The following is a 25,598-nucleotide window of genomic DNA, read 5'->3' as shown; positions in this document are numbered from 1 at the left end:
GGCGAAGGACACGTACGGCGTTCATGGTAGCGAACGTGGCCGAAGCGCGCACGGCCATGGACGCGCCCGCGCGCGTCGCCTACACTGCGGCGTCTCGAATCACCGTTACAGCGAGGTTGGTATGTCCCGGGTCATCTCGGTTGCGCTGCTGGTCGGCGGCGTCGTGCTGCTCTATTTCGGCGGCCAGTCGTTCCATTCGATCAACGACAACGTGTCGCGCTTCTTCACCGGCTCGCCCGCGACGAAGACGATCCTGCTGATCGCCGGCGGCGCCGTCGCGATGCTGATCGGTCTGATCGGCCTCGCGATGCCGGGCAACAAGCGCTGAGCACGCCGGCGCGATTCGCTCGAGCGGGTCGACCAAACGAAACGGGCGGCCAGGCCGCCCGTTCGTCATTGTGCCCGCGCGGCCGAAGCGCCGCGCCGGGGCCGGTAGCCCGACGGCCCGGCACCACGACGGGCGCGCCGGACCGACGCACCGCTAGAACTGCACTTCCGGCTTCGCCGCCGAGCGCGTGCCCGGCAGCGGCCGGTTGCTGATCCCGTGATAGGTGTAAACCAGCGAGAACTTCACGTCGTCGGAGCGGTTCTGGCCGGCCGAATGCAGCGTGTTGCAGTGAAAGAACACGACGTCGCCGGTCTGCAGCGGCGGACAAATCGCCGCGTCGATCATCACGCGGTTGGCGGGCAGGTCGCTGCGGAAGAACTTCGCGTCGTCGAATGCTTCCGGCCCGAATTCGGCCGTGTGCGAACCCGGCACCAGCCACAGCGCGCCGTTCTCGTTCGTTTCCGTGCCGAGCGCGAGCCACACCGACACCATGTCCGCGCGTTCGAACGACCAGTAGCGGAAGTCGCGATGCCAGCCGGTGAGGCTGCCGTACGCCGGATGCTTCGTCATCATGCAGTTGTGATGCGCGCGCGACAGCACCGGCTGCTCGCCGAAGTACTCGCGCATCCATGCGCCGATCTCGGGCGCGATCGCGCGCTGGGCGAACGCCGGGTCGCGCGAGTACGCATCCAGCAACCGCCGCACCGTATGGCCGCCCGGCGCGTGCCGGGAGTCCGGCGCGCCCGGATAGCGCAGATCGGCCTCGAATTCGATCGGCTCGGCCGCTTCCTGCAACTGCCGCTGCGCGATCCGCTTGAGCGTCGCGCACTGCGCTTCGCCGACGAGGCCGCGCGCAACGACGAAGCCGTGTTCGCGCAATTCCGCGACCTGCGCGCGGATCGATTCCGACTGCAATGGTGACGACATGGGATGCCAGACGTTTATTGTGTGAATGTGACGATTGTAAATCGGCGCCGAAGACCGCGAACAGCGCCATTGCCGTGCGCATGGGCATGCCAATCGCTGATTTGATGCGGATCAAGGGAACTGTGTGGCGCGGCGCGAGCCTCAGCGACAGGCTGCACGCGGCAATTCGCTTGCGGCACGAGGGTTTATCGCGACTTTTGCGCGTCACGAAAGCCCGGTAGCCTGTCGCGGCCTGTCAATTCTGGCGGGCGCGGCGCGCAGCGGGTTTGGGTAAGATCCGTTGCGCCATCCGAGGCCGTCGATACCAGTGCGCTCTGCAAGGCGCCACCCATACAAGCGAAGCATCGTTCACATGCCATTCCGTCTGACTTCCCGTTTCAACCGCGCTGCCAAGCGCGTCGTGCCGTCCGCTCCCGCCCGCTCGCTGCGCCATCATCGCGCGCGGGCTCGCGCGCTCGCCGGGCACACGCACGCGCACAGCCGGCTGGACGGCATCCGCGCGTGGTTCCACGCGTTCTTCTCGATGATGAACGCGCAAGCGTTCGCACGCCGCGCCGGGCTGCGCTCGCTGCTGCAAAAGCCGTCGTCGCTGCGCGCGCTCGCGCTGCGCCGCACGCTCGGCCCGCAGCGCCGCGTCAATCGTCCGCGGCGGCTGGCGGCGAGCCACGGCTGGTTCGGCTTCGGCGCACGCTGACGCCGCCGCGCCGGCCGGCATCGCCACGATGCGGCGTCGGTTCGACTGCGAACGACGCGCATAAAAAAACCCCGGCATGCCGGGGTTTTTCGTTTGGAGCGGAGCGCTTATGCGACGCGTGCGGTCGGCTCGACGCCGGCCGCTTCGGCCAGCGCCAGCGCCTTGTCGGTCGCTTCCCACGAGAATTCCGGCTCTTCGCGGCCGAAGTGGCCGTAAGCGGCCGTCTTCTCGTAGATCGGGCGCAGCAGGTCGAGCATCTTGATGATGCCCTTCGGGCGCAGGTCGAAGTGCTCGCGCACGAGCTTCGTGATCACCGCATCCGACACGCGGCCCGTGCCGAACGTGTTGACCATCACCGAGGTCGGCTCGGCCACGCCGATCGCATACGACACCTGGATCAGCGCGCGCGAAGCGAGGCCCGCGGCGACGATGTTCTTCGCGACATAGCGGCCCGCATAGGCGGCCGAGCGGTCGACCTTCGACGGATCCTTGCCCGAGAACGCGCCGCCGCCGTGCGGTGCGGCACCGCCGTAGGTGTCGACGATGATCTTGCGGCCGGTCAGGCCGCAGTCGCCCTGCGGGCCGCCGATCACGAACCGGCCGGTCGGGTTCACGAGGAACTTGATGTCGCCCTTGATCAGGTCGGCCGGCAGCGTCGGCTTGATGATTTCCTCGATCACGGCTTCGCGCAGCGCCGGCAGTTCGATGTCCGGTGCGTGCTGCGTCGACAGCACGACGGTGTCGATCGAATCGGGCTTGCCGTCGACGTAGCGGATCGTGACCTGCGACTTCGCGTCCGGACGCAGCCACGGCAGACGGCCGTCGCGGCGCAGGCTCGCCTGGCGCTCGACCAGACGGTGCGACAGGTAGATCGGCAGCGGCATCAGTTCCGGCGTTTCGTCGCATGCGTAGCCGAACATCAGGCCCTGGTCGCCCGCGCCCTGATCGAGGTTGTCGTCATGCGCGCGGTCGACGCCCTGCGCGATGTCCGGCGACTGCTTGTCGTACGCGACCAGCACCGCGCAACCCTTGTAGTCGATGCCGTAGTCGGTGTTGTCGTAGCCGATGCGCTTGATCGTGTCGCGCGCGATCTGGATGTAATCGATGTTGGCCGTCGTGGTGATTTCACCGGCCAGGACGACGAGACCCGTGTTGCACAGCGTTTCTGCGGCAACGCGGGAATATTTGTCCTGCTCGAGGATGGCGTCGAGAATCGCGTCCGAGATTTGGTCCGCGACTTTGTCCGGATGGCCTTCGGAGACGGATTCGGACGTGAAGAAATAATCGTTTGCCACTTTTTCAGGCTCCTGTGTGGTTACGGTCGGTTTCACGTAGCCAGCTTCGTTGGGCCTGAAGCGGCGACGCTTTAGCGGATTACCAGGACCGGGCAGCGCGCTTCGCGCCAGCCGGCTTCGCCCCGCAAGTTGTCAGTTAACTCGGCGAAGCCCGTATTATAGCGGCTTTCGTGAATTGTCACAGAGCGCCGCCCGTGCCGTATCGTCCGCTGTCCTCCTCCCCTGTCTGCCACGCGCCGGCCAGCCGGCCCAACGGAGATTCCGCATGCTAGGCCGCCTCGGCACGCACCTCGCCATCGGCTTCCTGAAGCTGCTCGCCCTGCTGCCGTACGGCCTGACCGCGCGGTTCGGCGACGGCCTCGGCTGGCTGCTGTACCAGATCCCCAGCCGGCGCAAGCGCATCGTACATATCAATCTGAAACTCTGCTTTCCCGACTGGAGCGACGCGCGGCGCGAGGAAGTGGCCGGCCTGCATTTCCGCCATGCGATCCGCAGCTACGTCGAGCGCAGCGTCCAGTGGTTCGGCTCCGAGCGCAAGCTCGCGAAGCTGATCCAGGTCGACAGCGCGGTCGACCTCACCGATCCCGATCTGCCCCCGACGCTGTTCCTCGGCCTGCATTTCGTCGGCATCGAGGCCGGCTCGATCTGGCTGAACCGGTCGCTGCACCGCCGCTGCGGGTCGCTGTACCAGCCGTTCTCGAACGAAGTGCTCGAAGCGGAAGCAAAGAAGGCGCGCGGGCGTTTCGACGCCGAGATGGTCGGCCGCGCGGACAGCGCGCGCGTCGTGCTGCGCTGGCTGCGCGACCGCAAGCCGGTGATGCTCGGCGCCGACATGGACTACGGGCTGCGCAATTCGACGTTCGTGCCGTTCTTCGGCGTGCCCGCCTGCACGCTGACGGCCGTCGGCCGGCTCGCGAAGACGGGCCGCGCGCAGGTCGTGCCGTTCATCGGCGAAGTGCTGCCGAACTACAAGGGTTACCGGCTGAAGGTGTTCAAGCCGTGGGATCACTACCCGACCGGCGACGACGACCTCGACGCGCGGCGCATGAACGAATTCCTCGAAGAGCAGATCCCGCTGATGCCCGAGCAGTACTACTGGGTTCACAAGCGCTTCAAGACGCGCCCGCCCGGCGAGCCGAGCCTCTACTGAACGCCATCCGCCGGCGCGCCGCCGAACGCGCGCCGTCCAACATCCGCTGCGCATGCGCCGCGGGCGCTGCGCCGCCGGCCAGCGCGGGACGCCCCTGCCCGCTGCATGTATCATTTACGGCTGAGATCGGCACGACGAACGACGCTGCCCGCGCGGGCGACCGTCGCCACGTCGATCGTGCCGGCCGCCTCGTTCGCCATGGAATTCCGGACCCAGTGAAACTCTCGTTCACCAAGATGCACGGCGCGGGCAACGACTTCGTCGTGCTCGACGGCTATTCGCACACGCTGCCCCCGCTCACCGACGTGCAGGTGCGCGCGCTCGCCGACCGCCACTTCGGCATCGGCGCCGACCAGCTGCTGGTCGTCGAGAAACCGACCGTCGACGGCGCCGATTTCAAATACCGGATCTTCAATTGCGACGGCGGCGAGGTCGAGCACTGCGGCAACGGCGCGCGCTGCTTCGTGAAGTTCGTCACCGATCGCGGCCTGACCGACAAGCGCAGCGTGCGCGTGCAGGTGATGAAGGGCCTGATTACGCTGACGATGCAGGACAACGGCGAAGTGGTCGTCGACATGGGCGCGCCCGTGTTCGAGCCGGCCCAGGTGCCGTTCGACGCCAGCGGCCTCGACGGCCGCACGGACGGCAACGACACGCTGTGGCCGCTCGACGTCGGCGGCGCGACGCGCTGGGTGTCGACGGTCTCGATGGGCAATCCGCATGCGGTGCAGGTCGTCGACGACGCCGAAGCGTATCCGGTGCTCGCCGAAGGCCCGCTGATCGAGCGCCACGCGCGCTTCCCGAAGCGCGTGAACGCCGGCTTCATGCAGATCGTGTCGCGCCACGAGGTGAAGCTGCGCGTCTACGAGCGCGGAGCGGGCGAGACGCTCGCCTGCGGCACCGGCGCGTGCGCGGCGGTCGCGGCCGGCATCCGGCGCGGCCTGCTCGACACGCCGGTCACCGTCCACACGCACGGCGGCACGCTGACGATCAGCTGGGACGGCGCGCACGACGAACGCGCCGCGCTGACGATGGCCGGCCCGGCCACGACCGTGTTCGAAGGCGAGATCGAGCTGAACGTCTGACCCTTCAACGTCCTGAACCACTGAACGCTCCAGCCACATGAACGAACGCGACGTCGCCGACTACCTGCTCGCCAATCCCGAATTCTTCGCGCAACACGCGGAACTGCTCGCGACCATCCGTCTCGCCAACCCGCACGGCAAGGCCGCGATCTCGCTGCAGGAGCGGCAGATGGAAATGCTGCGCGACAAGAACAAGCATCTCGAGCGCCGGCTCGCCGAGCTGGTGCGCTACGGCCACGAGAACGACAGCCTGTCCGCGAAGTTCAGCCGCTGGACCGCCCGCGTCATCGCCGAACGTGACCCGTACGCGCTGCCGCGCACGATCGCCGACGGCATCGCCGACGTGTTCGACGTGCCGCAAACGGCACTGCGCGTCTGGGACGTCGCCGACACCTACGCGCAAGCCGATTTCGCGCGCCAGGTCGGCGAGGAAGTGCGCCTGTTCACGAACGGGCTGGCGACGCCGTACTGCGGCGCGAACACCGGTTTCGAAGCGGCCCAGTGGCTCGCACCGGCCGTCGCGGCGCCGGCCGCCAACGCCGCGGCCTCGGCCGACACCGCCGAAGCCGCGCCGGCCGGCGACGGTTCGCCCAAGTCGGTCGCGCTGCTCGCGCTGCGTGCGCCGCTCGCCGGCGTCGATGCGCCCGCGTTCGGGCTGCTCGTGCTCGGCTCGCCCGATCCGCGCCGCTTCCACGACGGCATGGCCACCGACTTCCTCGCGCAGATCGCGACGCTCGCGAGCGCCGCGCTCACGCGCCTGCTGCCGCACTGACACCGCGCCCATGCTCGACGATTCGATCGCCGCCTACCTGTCGAACCTGAAACACGTCAGGCAGCTGTCGGAGCACACGCTGCGCGGATACACGCACGAGCTCGACGAACTGAAGAAGCTCGCGGCCGGCCGCCCGCTGGAAACGCTGACGGCCACCGACGTGCGCGGCGCGGTCGCGCGCGCACACGCGGGCGGGCTGTCGGCGCGCTCGATCTCGCACCGGCTTTCCGCATGGCGCGCGTTCTACCGATGGCTCGCGCTGCGCATCGAGATGCCCGCCAACCCGGTGGCCGCGGTGCGCGCGCCGAAGCGCCCGAAGACGCTGCCGAAGGCGCTGTCGGTCGACGACGCATCGGCGCTGATGGACGCGCCGCTGCCCGACACGACCGAAGGCATCCGCGATCACGCGATCCTCGAGCTGTTCTATTCGTCGGGGCTGCGCCTCGCCGAACTGGTCGGGCTCGACGCCATGTACACGCAGGCGGACGGCTACCGCTCGGCCGGCTGGCTCGATCTCGCCGAAGCGGAAGTCACGGTGCGCGGCAAGGGCAACAAGGAGCGCAAGGTGCCGGTCGGCCGCAAGGCGATCGCCGCGCTCAACGCATGGCTCGCGGTGCGCGGCGAATTCGTGAAGCACGATCCGCATCCGCTGTTCCTGTCGGTGCGCGGCAACCGGATGGCGCCGGGCGTCGTGCGCGAGCGCGTGAAGCGCGCGGCGCTCTCCGCCGGCATCCCGGCCAACGTGCATCCGCACGTGCTGCGCCACTCGTTCGCGACGCACGTGCTGCAATCGAGCGGCGACCTGCGCGCGGTGCAGGAGCTGCTGGGCCACGCGAGCGTCGCGGCCACGCAGATCTACACGTCGCTCGACTTCCAGCATCTCGCGAAGATTTACGACAGCGCGCATCCGCGCGCGAAGAAGCGCGACTGACGCGCGTACCGTTCGATGCGCCCCGCGCGCGGCCGCCAACGGCCGCCGCCGCACGACTCATTCAGACTCCATCATGCACACCGTCACCCTCAAACCGTCCAAGGACAAATCGCTGCAGCGCCGGCATCCGTGGATCTACGCGAATGCGATCGACCGCGTCGACGGCCAGCCCGCGCCGGGCGCCACCGTGGTCGTGCGCGCACACGACGGCCGCTTCCTCGCGCGCGGCGCGTACAGCCCGCAGTCGCAGATCCGCGTGCGCGTGTGGAGCTTCGACGAGACCGAGCCGATCGACCACGCGTTCTTCAAGCGCCGCGTGCAGCGCGCGGTCGCGCACCGCAACGCGATGGTGTCGGGCACGGGCGCGGTGCGCCTCGTGTTCGGCGAAGCCGACGGCTTGCCGGGGCTGATCGTCGACTACTACGTCGCCGATACCGCCGAACCGGGCGCCGAACCTGACGCCGCGCCGCGCGGCCAGCTCGTGTGCCAGTTCATGGCCGCGGGCGTCGAAGCGTGGAAGGACGCGATCGTGAAGGCGCTGATCGGCGCGACCGGCTGCCCGAACGTGTACGAGCGCTCCGACGTGTCGATCCGCGACAAGGAAGGGCTCGCGCAGACCACCGGCGTGCTCGCGGGCGACGCGCCGCCCGCGACGCTGATCGTCGACGAGAACGGCGTGCGCTATCACGTCGACGTGCCGCACGGCCACAAGACGGGCTTCTACGTCGACCAGCGCGACAACCGCGCGCTCGTCGCGCAATACGCGGCCGGCCGCGACGTGCTCAACTGCTTCTGCTACACCGGCGGCTTCTCGCTGGCGGCGCTCAAGGGCGGCGCGCAACGGGTCGTGTCGATCGATTCGTCGGGCGATGCGCTCGCGCTCGCGCAGCAGAACGTCGCGGCGAACGGCTTCGACGCCGCGCGCGCGAGCTGGCTCGACGCGGACGCATTCAAGACGCTGCGCCGGCTCGTCGACGAAGGCGAGCGGTTCGACCTGATCGTGCTCGATCCGCCGAAGTTCGCGCCGAACCGTGACAGCGTCGAGCGCGCCGCACGCGCGTACAAGGACATCAACCTGAGCGGCTTCAAGCTGCTGCGTCCGGGCGGCCTGCTGTTCACGTATTCGTGCTCGGGCGCGATCGACGCGGAGCTGTTCCAGAAGATCGTCGCGGGCGCTGCGGCCGACGCGAAGGTCGACGCGCGGATCCTGAAGCGCCTCGGCGCGGGCGTCGATCATCCGCTGCTCGCCGCGTTCCCGGAAGGCGAATATCTGAAGGGGCTGCTGTTGCAAATCGTCTGATCGCCCCGATCTATCCGCCCACTCGTCGCCGGCCCGCTCGTCGGGCGCCGGCCGACGCGCGCTGCAACCCGTCGTCCGGACGACGGGCGAAGGCTTGACAGGTATGTTTCAATGGATGGTTGTGCGCCCGGCCCAGCCGGCTCGCGGCGCGACGTACCCATCCTAGTTTTGACCCCGATTCACGAACCACAGGCGATCGACATGGCCACTCCCGTCACCATCCTCACCGGCTTCCTCGGCAGCGGCAAGACGACGCTGCTCAAGCGCATCCTGAACGAACAACACGGCATGAAGATCGCCGTGATCGAGAACGAATTCGGCGAAGAGAACATCGACAACGAGATCCTCGTTCAGGACACCAACGAGCAGATCATCCAGATGAGCAACGGCTGCATCTGCTGCACGATCCGCGGCGACCTCGCGCGCGCGCTCGGCGATCTGGCCGCGAAGAAGCGCGACGGCAAGCTCGACTTCGATCGCATCGTGATCGAGACGACCGGCCTCGCGAACCCGGGCCCGGTCGCGCAGACGTTCTTCATCGACAGCGAGATCGCCGACGACTTCCTGCTCGACGCGATCATCACGCTGGTCGACGCGAAGCATGCGAACGCGCAGCTGGACGAACACGAGGTCGTGCAGCGCCAGGTCGGTTTCGCCGATCGCCTGTTCATCACGAAGTCGGATCTGGTCGACGACGAAACCGTCGCGGCGCTCAAGCACCGCCTGCTGCACATGAACCCGAAGGCGACCGTCAAGGTCGTGAACTTCGGCGAAGCCGACATCAAGGAAATCTTCGACCTGCGCGGCTTCAACCTGAACGCGAAGCTCGAGATCGATCCGGACTTCCTCGCCGAAGACGACCACGCGCACCATCACCACGATCATGACCATGATCACGCGCATTGCGACCACGATCATGGCGAATGCACGCACGATCACGGCCACGGTCACCACCACCACGCGCACCACGACGACAAGATCAAGTCGTTCGTGTACCGCAACGACCGCCCGTTCGATCCGAACAAGCTCGAGGATTTCCTCGGCGGCATCCTGCAGATCTACGGCGAGCGGATGCTGCGCTACAAGGGCGTGCTGTACATGAAGGGCGTCGATCGCAAGGTCGTGTTCCAGGGCGTGCACCAGATGATGGGCAGCGACCTGGCGGCGAAGTGGCTGCCGGCCGAGAAGAAGACCAACAAGATGGTGTTCATCGGCGTCGACTTGCCGCAGGACCTGATCACCGACGGCCTCGACGCCTGTCTCGCGTGAACCCGCAGGCCGCCCCCACGGGCGGCCGCGACGCTGGCGGCGCGCCTTTGCCGGGCAGGGTTTCGCCGTCATCGCTTTTTCCCGATTTGCGCGTTATATTTTCTAGATATTGGCGCGGCCGACGGGGATCGACCCGATACGGCGGCCGCTTGCGATTCAGTTACAATACGTGCCCGCTGGAGTACGGCAATAACAGGCCCGGTTCTTGCAGAACCATTACCCGGGCATCGCAACCGCGCCGGATCGCCCATCCGCCACCGGCTGCGGCCGATGCGATCTGCCGCGCAGCACACCGGTTCGCCGCGCGCAGATCCGCGCCAGGCCCGTCCTGGTATTTGAGAACCGGTTTTCCAGAGGCTTTCGGCCCCGCGGCGGCTAATCGCAAATGATTGCTAGCGCAGTTGCGGGTAATCCCAAAGTGCAGGCAATATCTCCGGATTTGCCGCACATTGAAGAAGCAAGCAGATGACGAAGAAACTCTTGACCGAAGCCGAAATCCTGAAGATGAGCGACAAGGATTACATGAATGAGGATCAGCTCGCCTTCTTCAAAAATCGGCTCGAACAGTTGCAGGCGGACATCCTCAAGAACGCTGGCCAGACGACCGAGAACCTGCGCGAGACGGTGATCGTGCCCGATCCCGCCGATCGCGCGACGATCGAGGAAGAGCACGCGCTCGAGCTGCGCACGCGCGATCGCGAACGCAAGCTCCTCAAGAAGGTTCAGCAGTCGCTCGCCCGCATCGATTCCGGCGATTACGGCTGGTGCGAGGAAACCGGCGAACCGATCGGCATCCCGCGCCTGCTCGCGCGCCCGACCGCGACGCTGTCGCTCGAGGCGCAAGAGCGCCGCGAGCTGCGCCAGAAGCTGTTCGGCGACTGATCGGCGGCGTTCCGCCCCCACACGCTGCTTCCCGAAAGCGCGCGGCCTGCCGCGCGCTTTTTGTTTTCCGGCACCGGTTCCCGGCTGCCGGCGATTTGCGTCCCCTCTTGATATCCCGGCGCGCGCCCTAAAATGAATCGGACGCGCGCCGGGCCGCTCCCGGCGCACTGCGATTCACGCGGCGGCGCGTCCCGCGCCGCCCGACTCTTCCCCGTTTTTCTCAAGGAACGCAGATGGAGCAATTTCACGGCACGACCATCGTTTCGGTCCGGCGCGGCGACAAGGTCGCGCTCGGCGGCGACGGCCAGGTAACCCTCGGCAACATCGTCATGAAGGGTGGCGCGCGGAAAGTGCGGCGGATCTACAACAACCAGGTTCTGGTCGGATTCGCAGGCGGCACCGCCGATGCGTTCTCGCTGCTCGATCGCTTCGAGGCGAAGCTCGAGAAGCACCAGGGCAACCTGACCCGCGCGGCCGTCGAGCTCGCGAAGGACTGGCGCACCGACCGGATGCTGCGCCGTCTCGAGGCGATGCTGATCACCGCCGATGCGACCACCACGCTCGTCATCACCGGCAACGGCGACGTGCTCGACCCGGAAGGCGGCATCTGCGCGATCGGCTCGGGCGGCGCCTACGCGCAGGCCGCGGCCCGCGCGCTGGCCGAGAATACCGACATGTCGCCGCGCGAGATCGTCGAGAAGTCGCTCGAGATCGCCGGCGACATGTGCATCTACACGAACCACAACCGCATCATCGAAACGATCGAGTAAGGACCGCCCCATGAGCACCATGACCCCTGCCGAGATCGTCTCGGAACTCGACAAGCACATCATCGGCCAGTCGAAGGCGAAGAAGGCCGTCGCGGTCGCGCTGCGCAACCGCTGGCGCCGTCAGCAGGTCACCGAGCCGCTGCGCCAGGAAATCACGCCGAAGAACATCCTGATGATCGGGCCGACGGGCGTCGGCAAGACCGAAATCGCGCGCCGCCTCGCGAAGCTCGCCGATGCGCCGTTCATCAAGATCGAAGCGACCAAGTTCACCGAAGTCGGCTACGTCGGCCGCGACGTCGACAGCATCGTGCGCGACCTGATCGAGATCTCGGTCAAGCAGACGCGTGAGTCCGAGATGCGCAAGGTGCGCAGCAAGGCGACCGACCAGGCGGAAGACCGCATCCTCGACATCCTGCTGCCGCAACCGCGCGCGGTGGGCTTCGGCGGCAACGCCGACCACGCGAACGACGACAACAACGCGACGCGCCAGACGTTCCGCAAGCGTCTGCGCGAAGGCCAGCTCGACGACAAGGAAATCGAGCTCGACCTGGAGCAGCCGTCGGCCGGCATGGACATCATGGCGCCTCCGGGCATGGAAGAGATGACCGAGCAGATCCGCTCGATGTTCTCGAACCTCGGCAGCGGCAAGAAGCAGCGCCGCAAGGTGAAGATCCAGGAAGCGCTGAAGCTGCTGACCGACGAGGAAGCGGCGAAGATGCTCAACGACGAGGAAGTGAAGACGAAGGCCGTGCAGAACGTCGAGCAGAACGGCATCGTGTTCCTCGACGAGATCGACAAGATCACGTCGCGCAACAACGAAGGCAGCGGCGGCGAAGTGTCGCGCCAGGGCGTGCAGCGCGACCTGCTGCCGCTCGTCGAAGGCACGACCGTCAACACGAAGTACGGGATGGTGAAGACCGATCACATCCTGTTCATCGCGAGCGGCGCGTTCCACCTCGCGAAGCCGAGCGACCTGATTCCGGAGCTGCAGGGCCGCTTCCCGATCCGCGTCGAGCTCGATTCGCTGTCGGTCGAGGATTTCGAATCGATCCTCGTCGCGACCGACGCGAGCCTCGTCAAGCAATACCAGGCGCTGCTCGCCACCGAGGACGTGCAGCTCAACTTCGCCGCGGACGGCATTCGCCGCCTCGCCGAGATCGCGTACGCGGTCAACGAGAAGACCGAGAACATCGGCGCGCGCCGGCTGTACACGGTGATCGAGAAGCTGCTCGAGGAAGTGTCGTTCTCGGCCGGCAACCACGCCGGCGAGCGCGTGACGATCGACGCGCAGTATGTCGACCGCGCGCTCGGCGAAGTGTCGCAGGACGAGGACCTGTCGCGCTACGTGCTGTAACGCGCGGGGCGGCAGCGACTTGAAAACGGGCGGCCCGATGGGCCGCCCGTTTTCGTTTGGGGCCGGGGGGCCGGTGCCTAGCGGCAGGTGCTTGGCGGCCGATGCCTCGCGACCTGTGCCCCGCGGCTTACTGCCGCACCGGCTTCTTCGCGAGCTTGCGCTGCAGCGTGCGGCGATGCATGTTCAGCGCGCGCGCGGTGGCCGAGATGTTGTTGTTGTTCTCCGCGAGCACGCGCTGGATGTGCTCCCATTCGAGCCGGTCGACCGACAGCACGACCGGATTCTCCAGCGCCTCGTCGGCCTGCACTTCGCTCGCGTTGGTCTGCAGCGCGGCGAGGATCGACTCGACGTTCGCGGGTTTCGCCAGATAGTTGTCGGCGCCCTCCTTCACGGCCTGCACGGCGGTCGCGATGCTCGCGTAGCCGGTCAGCACGAGGATTCGCGCGTCGGGTTGCAGGTCGCACAGCGGCGCGATCAGGCTCAGGCCCGAATCTTCGCCCAGATGCAGATCGACGGTGATGAACTGGAACTTGCCGCCGGCCGCGAGCCGCAGCGCCGTGTCCTTGTCGTGCGCCTGCTGGACCGCATAGCCGCGTCGTTCGAGACCGCGCGCGAGCGTGCCCGCGAACACCTCGTTGTCGTCGATCACCAGGAAATTGTTCTCGCTCATGTCGTTTCTCCGTCTACGTGTTGGTTTGAGGCGGCCGGCGCCGTGATGCGCGCGACCGGCAGCCGCAGCACGGCACGCGTGCCGCGGCCGGCCGCCGCCATGCGTTCGAGCGCACGCTCGTCGAGGCGCTGGCCCGCCGCGGCAGCGGCCTGCGGATGGGCGCCGCCCGCGCGACCGTTGCCCGCGGCGCGCGGCGTGACGTCGGACAGCTCGATGTCGCCGCCCAGACGCGCCGCCGCGCTGAACGCGAGATACAGGCCGACGCCGTGGCCGCCTTGCGTGCTGTCGACCGGCATCGAGCCGAGCGATTCCCGCAACGCTGCAGGAATGCCGGGGCCATCGTCGCATACTTCGAATTCGATCTGGTCGGCCACGCGGTCGTGATGCGTGAGCTTCGCGGCCAGCGTCACGCGCTGCGGGCTCGCCCGCGCCGCGTTGTCGAGCAGGATCGTCAGGATCTGGCCGGCCGCGACCGTGTCGTCGAGCGCGACGCCCGACGGGCGCGCGCCGAGCAGCTCGAACTGCACGTGCGGATGCCGCAGGCGCCAGTGCTCGACGAACGTGTCGAGCCAGTCGTCGACCGGCTGACGGCTCGCCGGCGCGCTCGCCCGACTGCGCAGCCGCGCGAGCGCCGACGTGCAGAGCGTCATCTGTTCTTCCAGCACCTTCAGGTCGGCCTCGTAGCGCGCGAGCCCCGGGTCGGCACGCGCCGCGTCGCGCAGCTCCTCGGTCAGCATCGCGATGGTCGACAGCGGCGTGCCCATCTCGTGCGCGACGGTGGCGGCCTGCACGCCGAGCGCGACCGCGCGCTCGTCGCGCAGCAGGTGCGTCTGCGCTTCGCCGAGCGCCGCGTCGCGCTGGCGCAGCGCGTTCGACATCCGGGCGACGAACCACGCGATCAGCCCGACGCTCACCATGAAGTTCACCCACATCCCGGTGCGGTAGTAGTCGAACAGGTTCGCCGGGTTGTCCATGTTCAGCGGCACCGAGTCGAAGCCGAGCGCCGCGTAGCACGCGACCGCGAACGCCGCGAGCCAGACCATCAGCGTCCACGGCAGCACGGCCGCCGCGATCGCCAGCGATGGCAGATACAGCGACACGAACGGATTGGTCGTGCCGCCAGACAGGAACAGCAGCGCCGACAGCGCGCCGAGATCGACCCATAGCTGGCCGAGCAGCTCGAAATTGGTCTCGGGCCGCGCGCGCAGCACGCGCAGCCACGTCAGCGCATTGAAGACGATCTCGAGCGCGATGACCATCAGCATCGCCGGCAACGGCAGATGCACGCCGAAATAGGTCTGAACGACGCCGATCGTCACGAGCTGGCCGATGATCGCCAGATTGCGCAGCCAGAACAGGTGACTGAGGTTGACGCGCCCGGTGGTGGTGATTCTTTGCATCCGAGCAGTTTACCCGTTTAGCGGGCGGCGGCTCCACCAGGGGCCGGATCGGCGCCGGCGCCCGCGCTGCCCGACGGGCCGCGACCGCGCTCCCCCGCTCATCCGGCCGCACCGGCGACGCGCTTCGCGATCTCGTCGGCGAGGCACTCGGGGCAGCGGCACTGCGCACCGGCCGCCGGTGGCGCGGCGCCCGGCACGGCCGGCATCGCCGTGCACCAGCACTCGAACGGCTGCGTGCCGGCGCCGCAGTCGAAACTGCGCCCGCACTGCGGGCAGCGCGCGCGGTGCGGGGTCGAACGGGCGTCGGCGGCAGTATCGGTCATCGGCGGAGCGCAGAAGCGGGCACGAACGTCGCCCTACCGGACAAGCATAGCGCGGCGCCCGGATTTTGCACGTCGGCCATCCGGCCAACGTGCGCGGCGCATCGTGCCGGATGCGTCGCGCGACACCGCGCGCGGATCGCCCCGGCCATGCGCGGCGCCATGGCCGGCGGGCCGCCCGGCGCGTTTCATCGGCCGTCCGGCCGGCCCAAAAACCCGATGCTGCGCTGCGCCACTCCTGTACAATTCGGCCTGTTTCAACCGTTCCCAGCCAGAGCTGCCGCCATGTCCGAGCCCATCGACCTCTCGCAGATCGCCCCCACGCTGAAGGCAGAAATCCTTGCCGAAGCGCTGCCGTACATCCGCCGCTACCACGGCAAGACCGTGGTGATCAAATACGGCGGCAACGCGATGACGGAAGAGCGGCTCAAGCAAGGCTTCGCGCGCGACGTGATCCTGCTGAAACTGGTCGGCATCAATCCGGTGATCGTCCACGGCGGCGGCCCGCAGATCGATCATGCGCTGAAGAAGATCGGCAAGGCCGGCACCTTCATCCAGGGCATGCGCGTGACCGACGAAGAGACGATGGAAGTCGTCGAATGGGTGCTGGGCGGCGAAGTGCAGCAGGACATCGTGATGCTGATCAACCACTTCGGCGGCCATGCGGTGGGCCTGACGGGCAAGGACGGCGGCCTGATCCACGCGCGCAAGCTGCTGATGCCGGACCGCGACAATCCGGGCCAGTACATCGACATCGGCCAGGTCGGCGAAGTCGAGGCGATCAACCCGGCGGTCGTGAAGGCGCTGCAGGACGACGCGTTCATTCCGGTGATCTCGCCGATCGGCTTCGGCGAAGACGGCCTGTCGTACAACATCAACGCCGACCTCGTCGCCGGCAAGCTGGCCACGGTGCTGAACGCCGAGAAGCTGCTGATGATGACCAACATTCCCGGCGTGATGGACAAGGACGGCAACCTGCTGACCGACCTGTCGGCGCGCGAGATCGACGCGCTGTTCGAAGACGGCACGATCTCGGGCGGCATGCTGCCGAAGATTTCGTCGGCGCTCGACGCGGCGAAGAGCGGCGTGAAGTCGGTGCACATCGTCGACGGCCGCATCGAGCACTCGGTGCTGCTCGAAATCCTGACCGACCAGCCGTTCGGCACGATGATCCGCTCGCATTGAGCGCGCGCCGCCCGCCCCCCGCTGTCGAACTGCCGGCGTCGCTGCGACGCCGGCGCGTCTCCCGTAGCCGGCCGCAAGCCGGCGCGCCCGTCTGGCTGTTCGACCTCGACAACACGCTGCACCACGCATCGCATGCGATCTTCCCGGAGATCAACCGCGCGATGACGCAGTACATCATCGACACGCTGAACGTCGAGCGCGCCGAGGCCGACCGCCTGCGCACCGGCTACACGCAGCGCTACGGCGCCGCGCTGCTCGGCCTCACGCGCCATCATCCGATCGACCCGCACGACTTCCTGAAGGTCGTCCACACGTTTGCCGATCTGCCGGCGATGCTGCGCGCCGAGCGCGGCCTCGCACGCCTCGTCGCCGCGCTGCCGGGCCGCAAGTTCGTGCTGACCAACGCGCCGGAAAACTACGCGCGCGCGGTGCTGCGCGCGCTGCGCATCGAGCGGCTGTTCGAGCGCGTGATCGCGATCGAGCACATGCGCGACCGCCGCGCGTGGCGCGCGAAGCCCGACCACACGATGCTGCGCCGGACCATGCGGGCCGCGCATGCGCGGCTGGCCGACGCGATCCTCGTCGAAGACACGCGCAGCCATCTGAAGCGCTACAAGCGCCTCGGCGTCGGTACCGTATGGATCACCGGCCACCTGCCCGGCCATCTGCCGAGCACCGGCCGTCCGCATTACGTCGACCAGCGCATTCGTTCGTTAAAATCGCTGCGACTGGGCACACGATCGGGGCGACAGAAATGCAGCCGACTTATCCGCAGGACCCTGCCGTAACGGAACACCAGGCCACGCCGTCCCGCCCGCGCCCGAAGCCGGGCGAGCGGCGCGTGATGATCCTGCAGACGCTCGCCGCGATGCTCGAGGCGCCGAAGCCGGAGAAAATCACGACGGCCGCGCTGGCCGCCCGCCTCGACGTGTCGGAAGCCGCGCTGTACCGGCATTTCTCCAGCAAGGCGAAGATGTACGAAGGACTGATCGAGTTCATCGAGACGACCTTCTTCGGCCTCGTCAATCAGATCTCCGCTAAAGAGCCCGACGGCGTGCTGCAGGCGCGCGCGATCGCGATGATGCTGCTCAATTTCGCGGTGAAGAACCCCGGAATGACGCGCGTGCTGACCGGCGAAGCGCTGGTCGGCGAAGACGGGCGGCTGGCCGAGCGCGTCGAGCAGATGCTCGAACGAGTCGAAGCGTCGCTCAGGCAATCGCTGCGGCTGGCACGCGCCGACGCGGGCGCGGGCGCGGACGGTGGATCGACCACGACGACGCCGCTGCCGGGCGATTACGACCCGACGATGCGCGCGAGCCTGATCGTCAGCTACGTGCTCGGCCGCTGGCATCGCTACGCGAAAAGCGGCTTCGGCAAATCGCCGACCGAATATGCGGATGCGCAACTGCGGCTGATTCTGCAGTAGGCAATGCCGGCGCGCGCCGGCGATAGACGGATCGATGCGCCGGGCGCATCCGCTCGAACCTGCGCGATGCGGAGCCGCTCACCGGCATCGTCGCCGGCCATCGACGGCTATCGACGGTTCGACGCACGCAGCACGTCGAACGCCCCGGTCGCTCCACCCACCGAATGGCCAACCTCGCCCCTTTTGCCCGTCAGCGCGGCAAAATTCGAACTCGTCCAATTTCCAATCTCTCCCATACTAACTACTTTTAGCCCGTTACCAAACAGAGGTGAACGGGTGAACCATCGCAGCTTTCCACTTTCTCGAACCCGCACCGGCCGCCGTCTCGCCCATTCGGCGCTGATCGCCGGTGCCGTGATGCCGTGGGCGTCCAGTGCGCAAATCGCCGGCGGCCCGCAGCAGGCCAACGGCGTCGCGCTCGAGGTCGCGCCGGGCGACTATTCGACGACCCAGGTCGGCCGCGCGGTGCTGTCCGCGATCAACGGCGGACATCTGACGACGACGGCCAAAACCCGCGCGTTTTCGACGGGCCCCGTCGCCGCCGGCGCCGCCGCATCGGGAGCGGGCTCGCGCGTGGAACTGCGCGATACGGAAATCCGCACGCGCGGCGGCAACAGCGTCGGCATCGACGTGCGCGGCGGCGCGAGCGCGTCGGCGGAACGCGTGTCGATCGATACCGACGGCGACTACGCGCACGGTGCATACCTCTACGGCGCGAACGGCGAGTTCCGCATCGCGGACAGCGCAATCGTCACGCGCGGCAAGGAAAGCGCCGGCATCAACGTGATCGGGACGCCGGGCGGCACGATCGATGTCGCCACTACGTCGATCCGGACCAGCGGCCTGTACGCCTCCGGCCTGTCGATCAGCTACGACGGCGCACACGCGACGCTCGATCGCACCGAGATCCGGACGGACGGCAACTACGCGCCGGTGCTGTTCCTGCCGAGCACGTCCACGGTCGCGTTCAGCGACTCGTATCTGCACGCCAGCGGCGTAGGCTCGCTCGGCGTCGATATGCGCGCGGGCGACGTCGCACTCGCACGCACGCGCGTGATCACGGAAGGCACCAGCGCGCACGGGCTGTACGCATCGAAGGAATACGCCGACACGCCCGTCATCGACGCGACCGATACGCGCGTGACGACCACCGGCGCGCGCGCGGCCGGCGCGATTGCGCGGCGCGGCGGCAAGATCGCGATGACGCGCGGCGGCATCGACACGCGCGGCGCAGGCTCGCCCGGTGCGATGTCGTCCGACAGCGGCTCCGTCGTCACCGCCACCGACATGAGCGTCGACACGTACGGCGACGGCGCCGTCGCGCTCCACGCCAGCACCGGCGGCCGAATCGACCTGTTGCGCAGCGACGCACGCACGCGCGGCGACGGCGCTTATGCGGCCAGCGTCTACGGCGGCGCGCTGAACGTCGATGGCGGCTCGCTCGTCAGCGACCGATACGGCGCGCTCGACGCGGCCGGCGGCAGCATCGCGCTGCGCAACGGCGCGCGCGCGACCGGCGGCGACGGCACGCTGCTGGCCGTCCATGCGCAATACGATGCGCCCGTGCGGCTGACGCTCGACACCGGCTCGCATGCGTACGGCGACATCGTGAACCATCCGGCCGACGACGGCAGCCCGACGCCGGCATTGACGGACGTCGCGCTGTCGAACGCGTCCACGTGGACCGGCGCGACCGATGCGGTGCGCACGCTGTCGCTCGACTCGGACAGCCGCTGGACCGTCACCGCGGATTCGTCGGTCGGCTCCGTCGCGCTGAACGACTCGACGATCGCGTTCGCAGAGCCGACCGCCCGCGCATTGGCGACACCGCGTACGCTCGTCGCGACGGGCGACTACGCGGCGCACAACGGCAAGCTGGTGATCCATACGACGCTGCAGGACGACGCATCTCCGACCGACCGCCTCGTGATCGACGGCGGCCATGCAGCGGGCGACACCGGCATCGTCGTCAAGCGCGCGGGCGGCACCGGTGCGCAAACGACCGTCGGCATCCCGATCGTCGAAACGCGCAACGGCGGCACCACCGACGTGTCGGCATTCACGCTCGATGCAGGATCGGACGGCTACCGCGCAGGCTTCGGCACGTTGTCCGCTGGCGGCTACGACTACATGCTCGAGCGCGGCGGCCGCGGCGGCCGGACCGACGACTGGTATCTCGTATCCGCGGCGCAGCCCCAAGCGCAGCCGGAACCCGAGCCGCAGCAACCGCCGCCACCATCGCAACCGCCGGCCCCGGTGACCCCCGCCGCGCCGATCGAACCCGAAGCCGTACCACCTGCGCACGCGACCGCTCCGGAGCCCGACGCCTATCTCGCGAATGCGGATGCGGCGTCGTGGATGGCGGTCCACACGCTGCATCAGCGCGACGATCGCTCGCTGCGCACCGCAGCCGCCGGCCCGCTCGACGGCGCGGTGTGGCTGCGCGCCGAAGGCCAGATGACCTCGATGTCGGGCGGCGGCCGCAGCGTGTCGGGCAACGGCCGCCTGCTGCACGCGGGCGCCGACCTGCTGCGCTTCGACGACGGTCGCGGCGGCAGCGTCCGGGTCGGCGCGATGGGCATGTACGGCAGCCAGACGAACTGGTCGACGCGCCCGCTGTGGAACGCCCTCGAGCGCCGGACGATGGACGCGACCGCGCGCGGCAGCGTGTCCGGCTACAACGTCGGCGTGTACGGCACGTGGTACGGCAGCCGCGACATCCTGTCCGGCCCGTACGCCGATGCGTGGTTCATGTACGGCGCCTATGCGAACAGCGTCGGCGGCAGCCTCGCCGCCGATTCGTACCGGTCGCGCACCGTCACGGGCTCGCTCGAAGCCGGCTATTCGCTGCCGTTCTACGAGCGCGGCGACTCGCGCTTCTTCGTCGAGCCCGAGGTGCAGCTCGTCGTCTCGGACTACGGCGCGGACGCACATGCGACGCCCGGCGGCCGCATCGACGGCCAACGCTCGACCGACCTGCTGACCCGCGTCGGCGTGCGCGTGCACGGCGTCACCGCGATCGCCGCGGGACGCGAGCTGCGGCCGTTCTTCGAGGCGAACTGGTGGCACGGCCCCGGCTCGCGTGCGTTGACGCTCGACGGCAATGCGTTCTCATTCAACGTCCCGCGCGATCGGGCGGCGATCCGGATCGGCGCGACCGGCCAGTTGAGCCGGCGCTTCTCGGTCTCGGCGAGTGTCGGCGTCGAAGGCAATCTGTCCGACTACGCGCTGGTTCGCGGGCAACTGTCGGCGAAGTATCGCTGGTGAGCCGAGCAGGCCGTCGCCGGCCCACGCAATCCGTGGGCCGGCGAATTCCGCTATACTCTGCCGACTGCCGCCACTGGCGGCAGGTCGGAAGCGCGCCGATTTGCTGACTCGATTGCGGGCGCGCGAACCGGCCGGGGCGCGATGTACGAGCGACCCGGCGGTTCACTACAAATGCGGCTAAAGAGGTCGTCAGCCGCGCAATTTCGCCTCCGCGCATCGCCGACACCGTTTAGCCGCCCCAGTCATAAGGCGGAACGAATGGAATCGATCGGCATCGTCGCTCCACAGACCATGCACTTCGCCGAACCGCTGCGCTTGCAAAGCGGCAGCGTGATCGGCAACTATCAGCTCGTCGTCGAGACCTACGGCGAGCTCAACGCCGCGCGTTCGAACGCGGTGCTCGTCTGTCACGCGCTCAACGCGTCGCACCACGTCGCCGGCATCTACGCGGACGATCCGCGCAGCACCGGCTGGTGGGACAACATGGTCGGCCCGGGCAAGCCGCTCGACACCAACCGCTTCTTCGTGATCGGCGTGAACAACCTCGGCTCGTGCTTCGGCTCGACCGGCCCGATGAGCGACGATCCGTCGACCGGCCAGCCCTACGGCGCGCGCTTCCCGGTGGTGACCGTCGAGGACTGGGTGCATGCGCAGGCGCGCGTCGCCGACGCGTTCGGCATCGACCGCTTCGCCGCCGTGATGGGCGGCAGCCTCGGCGGGATGCAGGCGCTCGCGTGGAGCCTGATGTATCCCGATCGCGTCGCGCATTGCATCGACATCGCATCGACGCCGAAGCTGTCCGCGCAGAACATCGCGTTCAACGAAGTGGCGCGCTCGGCGATCCTGTCCGATCCCGACTTCCACGGCGGCAACTACTACGCGCACGGCGTGAAACCGAAGCGCGGGCTGCGCGTCGCGCGGATGATCGGCCACATTACCTATCTGTCCGACGACGACATGGCCGAGAAATTCGGCCGTGCGCTGCGCCGCGCGGACGGCGCGCTCGATGCCTACAACTTCAGCTTCGACGTCGAGTTCGAGGTCGAGTCGTATCTGCGCTACCAGGGCGACAAGTTCGCCGATTATTTCGACGCGAACACCTACCTGCTGATCACGCGCGCGCTCGACTACTTCGATCCGGCCAAGGCGTTCGACGGCAACCTGACCGCCGCGCTCGCGCACACGCAGGCGAAATACCTGATCGCGAGCTTCTCGACCGACTGGCGTTTCGCGCCCGCGCGTTCGCGCGAGATCGTGAAGGCGCTGCTCGACAACAAGCGCACCGTCAGCTACGCGGAAATCGACGCGCCGCACGGCCACGACGCGTTCCTGCTCGACGACGCGCGCTATCACAACCTGATCCGCGCGTATTACGAACGCATCGCCAACGAGGTGGGAGCATGAACCAGCAAGCGCTGAATTCCCTGTCCGCACGCGCGGACTTCCGTGCGATCGCGCGCTGGGTCGAGCCGCGCGCGACGGTGCTCGATCTCGGCTGCGGCGACGGCTCGCTGCTGTCGCTGCTGATGGAAGAACTGGACGTCACCGGCTACGGGATCGAGCTGAACGACGCCGGCGTGCTCGCGAGCACGAAGAACGGCATCAACGTGATCCAGCAGAATCTGGAAGACGGCCTGCGCCTGTTCGAGGATCACAGCTTCGACATCGCGATCCTGTCGCAGACGCTGCAGACGATTCACCAGACGGCCGCAATCCTGCGCGAGACCGCGCGCGTCGGGCGCGAATGCATCGTGTCGTTCCCGAACTTCGGCTACTGGGCGCATCGGCTGTCGGTGCTGCGCGGCCGGATGCCGGTGTCGAAATCGCTGCCTTACCAATGGCACAACACGCCGAACGTGCGGGTGCTGACGATCAAGGACTTCGAGGCGCTCGCGCCGGAAGTCGGCGTGACGATCCTCGATCGCATCGTGCTGCACGAAGGCCAGCTGATTCGGTGGGGAGCGAACTGGCGTGGTAGTCTTGCTGTCTACCGCGTGAAGCGCAGCTGAGCGGCGGGCCGTCGACGGACGCTCCGGCCCGCCCGCGCGAGCGGCCGTCCGTTCTGCACCGCCCGCGCCGCCTGCGCCGCGGCCGCAATCAGTCAACGCTACCCAGTCCCAGTCCATGTCGAAAACGCCACACGAGGCGCCCGCCCTTACCGCTCACGAGGATCATCCCGGCTGGCGCGCCTATCTGAACACGCACATGCTGATCTGCGTGTTCCTCGGCTTCACGTCCGGGCTGCCGCTCTTCACGCTCGTCTACCTCGTGCAGGCATGGCTGCGCTCCGAGGGCGTGAACCTGAAGGAGATCGGCCTGTTCGCGCTGATCCAGTTCCCCTATACGTGGAAGTTCCTGTGGGCGCCGCTGATGGATCGCTACGTGCCGCGCCTGCCCGGCTGGCGGCCGGGCCGCCGGCGCGGCTGGCTGCTGCTCACGCAGCTGCTGGTCGCCGGCGCGATCGCCACGCTCGGCTTCGTGTCGCCGCGCGACTCGATCTGGACGGTCGCCGCGCTCACGACGCTCGTCGCGTTCTTCGGCGCGAGCGCCGACATCGTGATCGACGCGTATCGCCGCGAGCTGCTGCGCGACACCGAACAGGGCCTCGGCAACGCGGTGCACGTGAACGCATACAAGCTCGCCGCGCTGATCCCCGGCTCGCTCGCGCTGATCCTGTCCGACCACCTGCCGTGGGATGCCGTGTTCGCGATCACCGGCGCGTTCATGCTGCCGGGCATCCTGATGACGCTGGTCGTGCGCGAGCCCGAAGTGGCCGGCACGCCGCCGCGCAATCTGCGCGACGCGATCGTGCTGCCGTTTCGCGAATTCATCCAGCGCGACGGCTGGTCCGGCGCGCTGCTCGTCATCGCGTTCATCTTCCTGTTCAAGATCGGCGACACGATGGCCACCACGCTGTCGACGTCGTTCTTCCTCGACATCGGCTTCACGCGCACCGAGATCGGCATCGTCGCGAAAACCACCGCGCTGGTCGCGAGCGTCGCCGGCGGCATCGTCGGCGGCGTCTGGCTCGTGAAGATCGGCATCGGCCGCGGGCTGTGGATCTTCGGCGCGCTGCAGATGGTGTCGACGCTCGGCTTCGCATGGCTCGCGCAGCTCGGCCCGGGCTCGCCGGTGCTCGCGGCGCTGTACGACTTCACGCTGTCCACGAGCCACGCGATCGCCGCGGCGCTGTCGACGTTCGGCATCGCGGTCACGCCGCAATTCAGCCCGATGACGGTCGCGCTCGCGATCGTCTACGGCGTCGAAACCTTCGCGACCGGCCTGACGATGGCCGCGTTCGTCGCCTACATCGCCAGCACGACCGATCCGCGCTACACGGCCACGCAGTTCGCGCTGTTCACGAGCCTCGCATCGGTGCCGCGCACGCTCGCGTCGGCCGCGAGCGGCTTCATCGTCGCGAAGATCGGCTGGTTCGACTACTTCATCGTCTGCACCGCGCTCGCGATTCCCGGCATGCTGCTGCTGTTCAAGATCGCGCCGTGGAACGGCGTCGCGCGCAACGGCGAGGCGAGCCGTGCGCAGTGAGCGTCGGCATCGGGCCGCCGCCGCACTGAGCGCCGGCCTCGTGCTGTTGGGCGGCGCTGGCAGCGCCCATGCTGCCGACGCCAGCGCGCCATCGGCCAGCCCCCCACCCGCCACGGCGCCCGCGGCCGTGTCCGCCGCCGCGCCGCCGGTCGCACCGTCCGGCGCGGAAGCCGCCCAGCCGAGCGGCGCGGCCGCACATGCGAAAGCCTACACACCGGCGGCGCAGCAGGTGCGCTACGGCAACGCGATCGCGTTCCGCACGCTGATCCCGTCGCCGCTGCTCGAACAACTCACCGCGAGCGAATACGCGCAGATCGTGCAGACCGCCGCCGACGGCAACCGCCTGCTGCCCGCGACGCAGCCGGGCGTGAAGCGCCTGCGCGCGATCGTCGACAAGCTCGCGCCGTATTCGGTGAAGTGGAACGATCGCGTGAAGAGCTGGCAATGGGACGTCAACGCGATCCGCTCGCGCGAGATTCGCGTCATGTGTCTGCCGGGCGGCAAGGTGCTGGTGTACGGCGGGCTGCTCGACCGCATCCGCCTGAACGACGACGAGCTCGGCGTGCTGCTCGCGCACGGCATCGCGCATGCGCTGCGCGAACATGCGCGCAGCAATTTCGGCGCGACGACGCAGACGTCGCTGCGCGCGGCCACGCTGCCGCCGCTGTTTGGCGTCGGCGATCCGCTGCCGCAGGCGCTGAACCTGGGCGCGCGTCTGCAGACGCTGCGCTACGACCCGACCGACGAAACCGAAGCCGACGTGATCGGCGGCGACATCGCCGCCCGCGCGGGCTTCGATCCGCGCGCGGCGATCACGCTGTGGGACAAGCTCGCCGCGGCGACCCGCGCGAACCGCACGTCGGGCTTCATCTACCTGCACCCGTACAGCGCCGCGCGCCGGCAGGACCTGCTGAACCGCCTGCCCGACTTGATGCCGCTGTATGCGAAGGCGATCGGCACACGCGTCGACGCGCTGCCCGACTACGCGGGCATCAGCGCGCAGCGGCGCAAGGTCGCGCGGCGCTGA

Annotated in this window: 24 protein-coding genes; 19 read left to right on the top strand and 5 right to left on the bottom strand. The window is 68.2% G+C overall.

All coding sequences use genetic code 11. From position 1 onward, the window contains the following. The first annotated feature begins 121 nt into the window (after positions 1 to 121). Complete coding sequence (locus tag C3Y15_RS12830; protein WP_011886316.1) at positions 122 to 328, top strand: DUF3185 family protein; 207 nt, start codon at positions 122 to 124, stop codon at positions 326 to 328. Positions 329 to 481: 153 nt separating this feature from the next. Here the strand turns inward: C3Y15_RS12830 and C3Y15_RS12825 are convergent, their stop codons facing one another. After that, entirely contained in the window at positions 482 to 1,255 is a 774-nt protein-coding gene (locus tag C3Y15_RS12825; protein ID WP_011886317.1) for a phytanoyl-CoA dioxygenase family protein, read from the bottom strand. A 352-nt stretch (positions 1,256 to 1,607) separates the two neighbouring features. On the opposite strand from C3Y15_RS12825, the gene C3Y15_RS12820 reads away from it, so the two are divergent. After that, entirely contained in the window at positions 1,608 to 1,949 is a 342-nt protein-coding gene (locus tag C3Y15_RS12820) for a hypothetical protein (protein ID WP_011886318.1), read from the top strand. A 107-nt stretch (positions 1,950 to 2,056) separates the two neighbouring features. Here C3Y15_RS12820 and metK read toward each other — a convergent pair whose 3' ends face one another. Continuing rightward, positions 2,057 to 3,244, bottom strand: a complete 1,188-nt coding sequence (gene metK / locus C3Y15_RS12815) for a methionine adenosyltransferase (protein WP_011886319.1) — start codon at positions 3,242 to 3,244, stop codon at positions 2,057 to 2,059. A 226-nt stretch (positions 3,245 to 3,470) separates the two neighbouring features. Between metK and lpxL the strand changes: the two genes are divergently transcribed. From lpxL to hslU, 9 genes are all read left to right on the top strand, one after another. Continuing rightward, complete coding sequence (gene lpxL, locus C3Y15_RS12810; RefSeq protein ID WP_258366898.1) at positions 3,471 to 4,394, top strand: lauroyl acyltransferase LpxL; 924 nt, start codon at positions 3,471 to 3,473, stop codon at positions 4,392 to 4,394. 215 nt (positions 4,395 to 4,609) lie between these two features. Then, positions 4,610 to 5,479: a diaminopimelate epimerase gene (gene dapF, locus C3Y15_RS12805; protein WP_011886321.1), complete on the top strand. Its 870-nt coding sequence runs from the start codon at positions 4,610 to 4,612 to the stop codon at positions 5,477 to 5,479. 37 nt (positions 5,480 to 5,516) lie between these two features. Further along, entirely contained in the window at positions 5,517 to 6,251 is a 735-nt protein-coding gene (locus C3Y15_RS12800) for a DUF484 family protein (protein ID WP_011886322.1), read from the top strand. Between the two features lie 10 nt (positions 6,252 to 6,261). After that, the gene (gene xerC, locus C3Y15_RS12795; protein WP_046423626.1) at positions 6,262 to 7,182 is read left to right on the top strand and encodes a tyrosine recombinase XerC; all 921 of its coding nucleotides are present in this window, start codon (positions 6,262 to 6,264) and stop codon (positions 7,180 to 7,182) included. 73 nt (positions 7,183 to 7,255) lie between these two features. Then, positions 7,256 to 8,482: a class I SAM-dependent rRNA methyltransferase gene (locus C3Y15_RS12790; RefSeq protein WP_011886324.1), complete on the top strand. Its 1,227-nt coding sequence runs from the start codon at positions 7,256 to 7,258 to the stop codon at positions 8,480 to 8,482. Between the two features lie 201 nt (positions 8,483 to 8,683). Then, positions 8,684 to 9,751, top strand: a complete 1,068-nt coding sequence (locus C3Y15_RS12785; RefSeq protein WP_069246358.1) for a GTP-binding protein — start codon at positions 8,684 to 8,686, stop codon at positions 9,749 to 9,751. Between the two features lie 465 nt (positions 9,752 to 10,216). Beyond that, positions 10,217 to 10,633, top strand: coding sequence for an RNA polymerase-binding protein DksA (dksA, locus tag C3Y15_RS12775; RefSeq protein WP_006477498.1), 417 nt, complete (start codon positions 10,217 to 10,219; stop codon positions 10,631 to 10,633). 233 nt (positions 10,634 to 10,866) lie between these two features. Next, the gene (gene hslV, locus C3Y15_RS12770) at positions 10,867 to 11,403 is read left to right on the top strand and encodes an ATP-dependent protease subunit HslV (RefSeq protein WP_011886326.1); all 537 of its coding nucleotides are present in this window, start codon (positions 10,867 to 10,869) and stop codon (positions 11,401 to 11,403) included. 10 nt (positions 11,404 to 11,413) lie between these two features. Beyond that, positions 11,414 to 12,757: an ATP-dependent protease ATPase subunit HslU gene (gene hslU, locus C3Y15_RS12765; protein ID WP_124260079.1), complete on the top strand. Its 1,344-nt coding sequence runs from the start codon at positions 11,414 to 11,416 to the stop codon at positions 12,755 to 12,757. A 127-nt stretch (positions 12,758 to 12,884) separates the two neighbouring features. On the opposite strand, the gene C3Y15_RS12760 is transcribed toward hslU, so the two are convergent. The 3 genes from C3Y15_RS12760 to C3Y15_RS12750 all read right to left on the bottom strand — a co-directional run bounded on the left by C3Y15_RS12760 (position 12,885) and on the right by C3Y15_RS12750 (position 15,150). Continuing rightward, positions 12,885 to 13,427 carry a response regulator transcription factor gene (locus C3Y15_RS12760; RefSeq protein ID WP_011886328.1) on the bottom strand — a complete coding sequence of 181 codons (543 nt, stop codon included), beginning with the start codon at positions 13,425 to 13,427 and terminating at the stop codon, positions 12,885 to 12,887. Further along, entirely contained in the window at positions 13,424 to 14,827 is a 1,404-nt protein-coding gene (locus C3Y15_RS12755; protein WP_034192463.1) for an ATP-binding protein, read from the bottom strand. The genes C3Y15_RS12760 and C3Y15_RS12755 overlap by 4 nt, the downstream gene beginning before the upstream one ends. A gap of 98 nt (positions 14,828 to 14,925) precedes the next feature. Continuing rightward, a complete protein-coding gene (locus C3Y15_RS12750; RefSeq protein WP_011886330.1) occupies positions 14,926 to 15,150 on the bottom strand; it encodes a cysteine-rich CWC family protein in 225 nt (74 codons plus the stop codon). A gap of 282 nt (positions 15,151 to 15,432) precedes the next feature. Between C3Y15_RS12750 and argB the strand changes: the two genes are divergently transcribed. The 8 genes from argB to C3Y15_RS12705 all read left to right on the top strand — a co-directional run bounded on the left by argB (position 15,433) and on the right by C3Y15_RS12705 (position 25,598). Continuing rightward, positions 15,433 to 16,332, top strand: coding sequence for an acetylglutamate kinase (argB, locus tag C3Y15_RS12740; protein WP_011886331.1), 900 nt, complete (start codon positions 15,433 to 15,435; stop codon positions 16,330 to 16,332). Then, positions 16,329 to 17,120 carry a pyrimidine 5'-nucleotidase gene (locus C3Y15_RS12735; RefSeq protein WP_011886332.1) on the top strand — a complete coding sequence of 264 codons (792 nt, stop codon included), beginning with the start codon at positions 16,329 to 16,331 and terminating at the stop codon, positions 17,118 to 17,120. The genes argB and C3Y15_RS12735 overlap by 4 nt, the downstream gene beginning before the upstream one ends. After that, entirely contained in the window at positions 17,087 to 17,758 is a 672-nt protein-coding gene (slmA, locus tag C3Y15_RS12730; RefSeq protein ID WP_034192462.1) for a nucleoid occlusion factor SlmA, read from the top strand. The genes C3Y15_RS12735 and slmA overlap by 34 nt, the downstream gene beginning before the upstream one ends. A gap of 276 nt (positions 17,759 to 18,034) precedes the next feature. After that, positions 18,035 to 21,025 carry an autotransporter outer membrane beta-barrel domain-containing protein gene (locus C3Y15_RS12725; protein ID WP_069246359.1) on the top strand — a complete coding sequence of 997 codons (2,991 nt, stop codon included), beginning with the start codon at positions 18,035 to 18,037 and terminating at the stop codon, positions 21,023 to 21,025. A 258-nt stretch (positions 21,026 to 21,283) separates the two neighbouring features. Beyond that, positions 21,284 to 22,429 (top strand): homoserine O-acetyltransferase, encoded by a 1,146-nt coding sequence (locus C3Y15_RS12720; RefSeq protein WP_011886335.1) that lies wholly within the window; start codon positions 21,284 to 21,286, stop codon positions 22,427 to 22,429. Beyond that, positions 22,426 to 23,034, top strand: a complete 609-nt coding sequence (gene metW, locus C3Y15_RS12715) for a methionine biosynthesis protein MetW (protein ID WP_011886336.1) — start codon at positions 22,426 to 22,428, stop codon at positions 23,032 to 23,034. The genes C3Y15_RS12720 and metW overlap by 4 nt, the downstream gene beginning before the upstream one ends. Before the next feature lie 115 nt (positions 23,035 to 23,149). Further along, positions 23,150 to 24,571: an AmpG family muropeptide MFS transporter gene (locus tag C3Y15_RS12710; protein WP_059463413.1), complete on the top strand. Its 1,422-nt coding sequence runs from the start codon at positions 23,150 to 23,152 to the stop codon at positions 24,569 to 24,571. 46 nt (positions 24,572 to 24,617) lie between these two features. Next, a complete protein-coding gene (locus C3Y15_RS12705) occupies positions 24,618 to 25,598 on the top strand; it encodes a M48 family metallopeptidase (protein WP_224056274.1) in 981 nt (326 codons plus the stop codon).

It is taken from the genome of Burkholderia sp. B10, from assembly GCF_004368385.1.
GTDB classification, from domain to species: Bacteria; Pseudomonadota; Gammaproteobacteria; order Burkholderiales; family Burkholderiaceae; genus Burkholderia; species Burkholderia vietnamiensis.
This window is presented reverse-complemented; position numbering and strand designations above follow the sequence as displayed.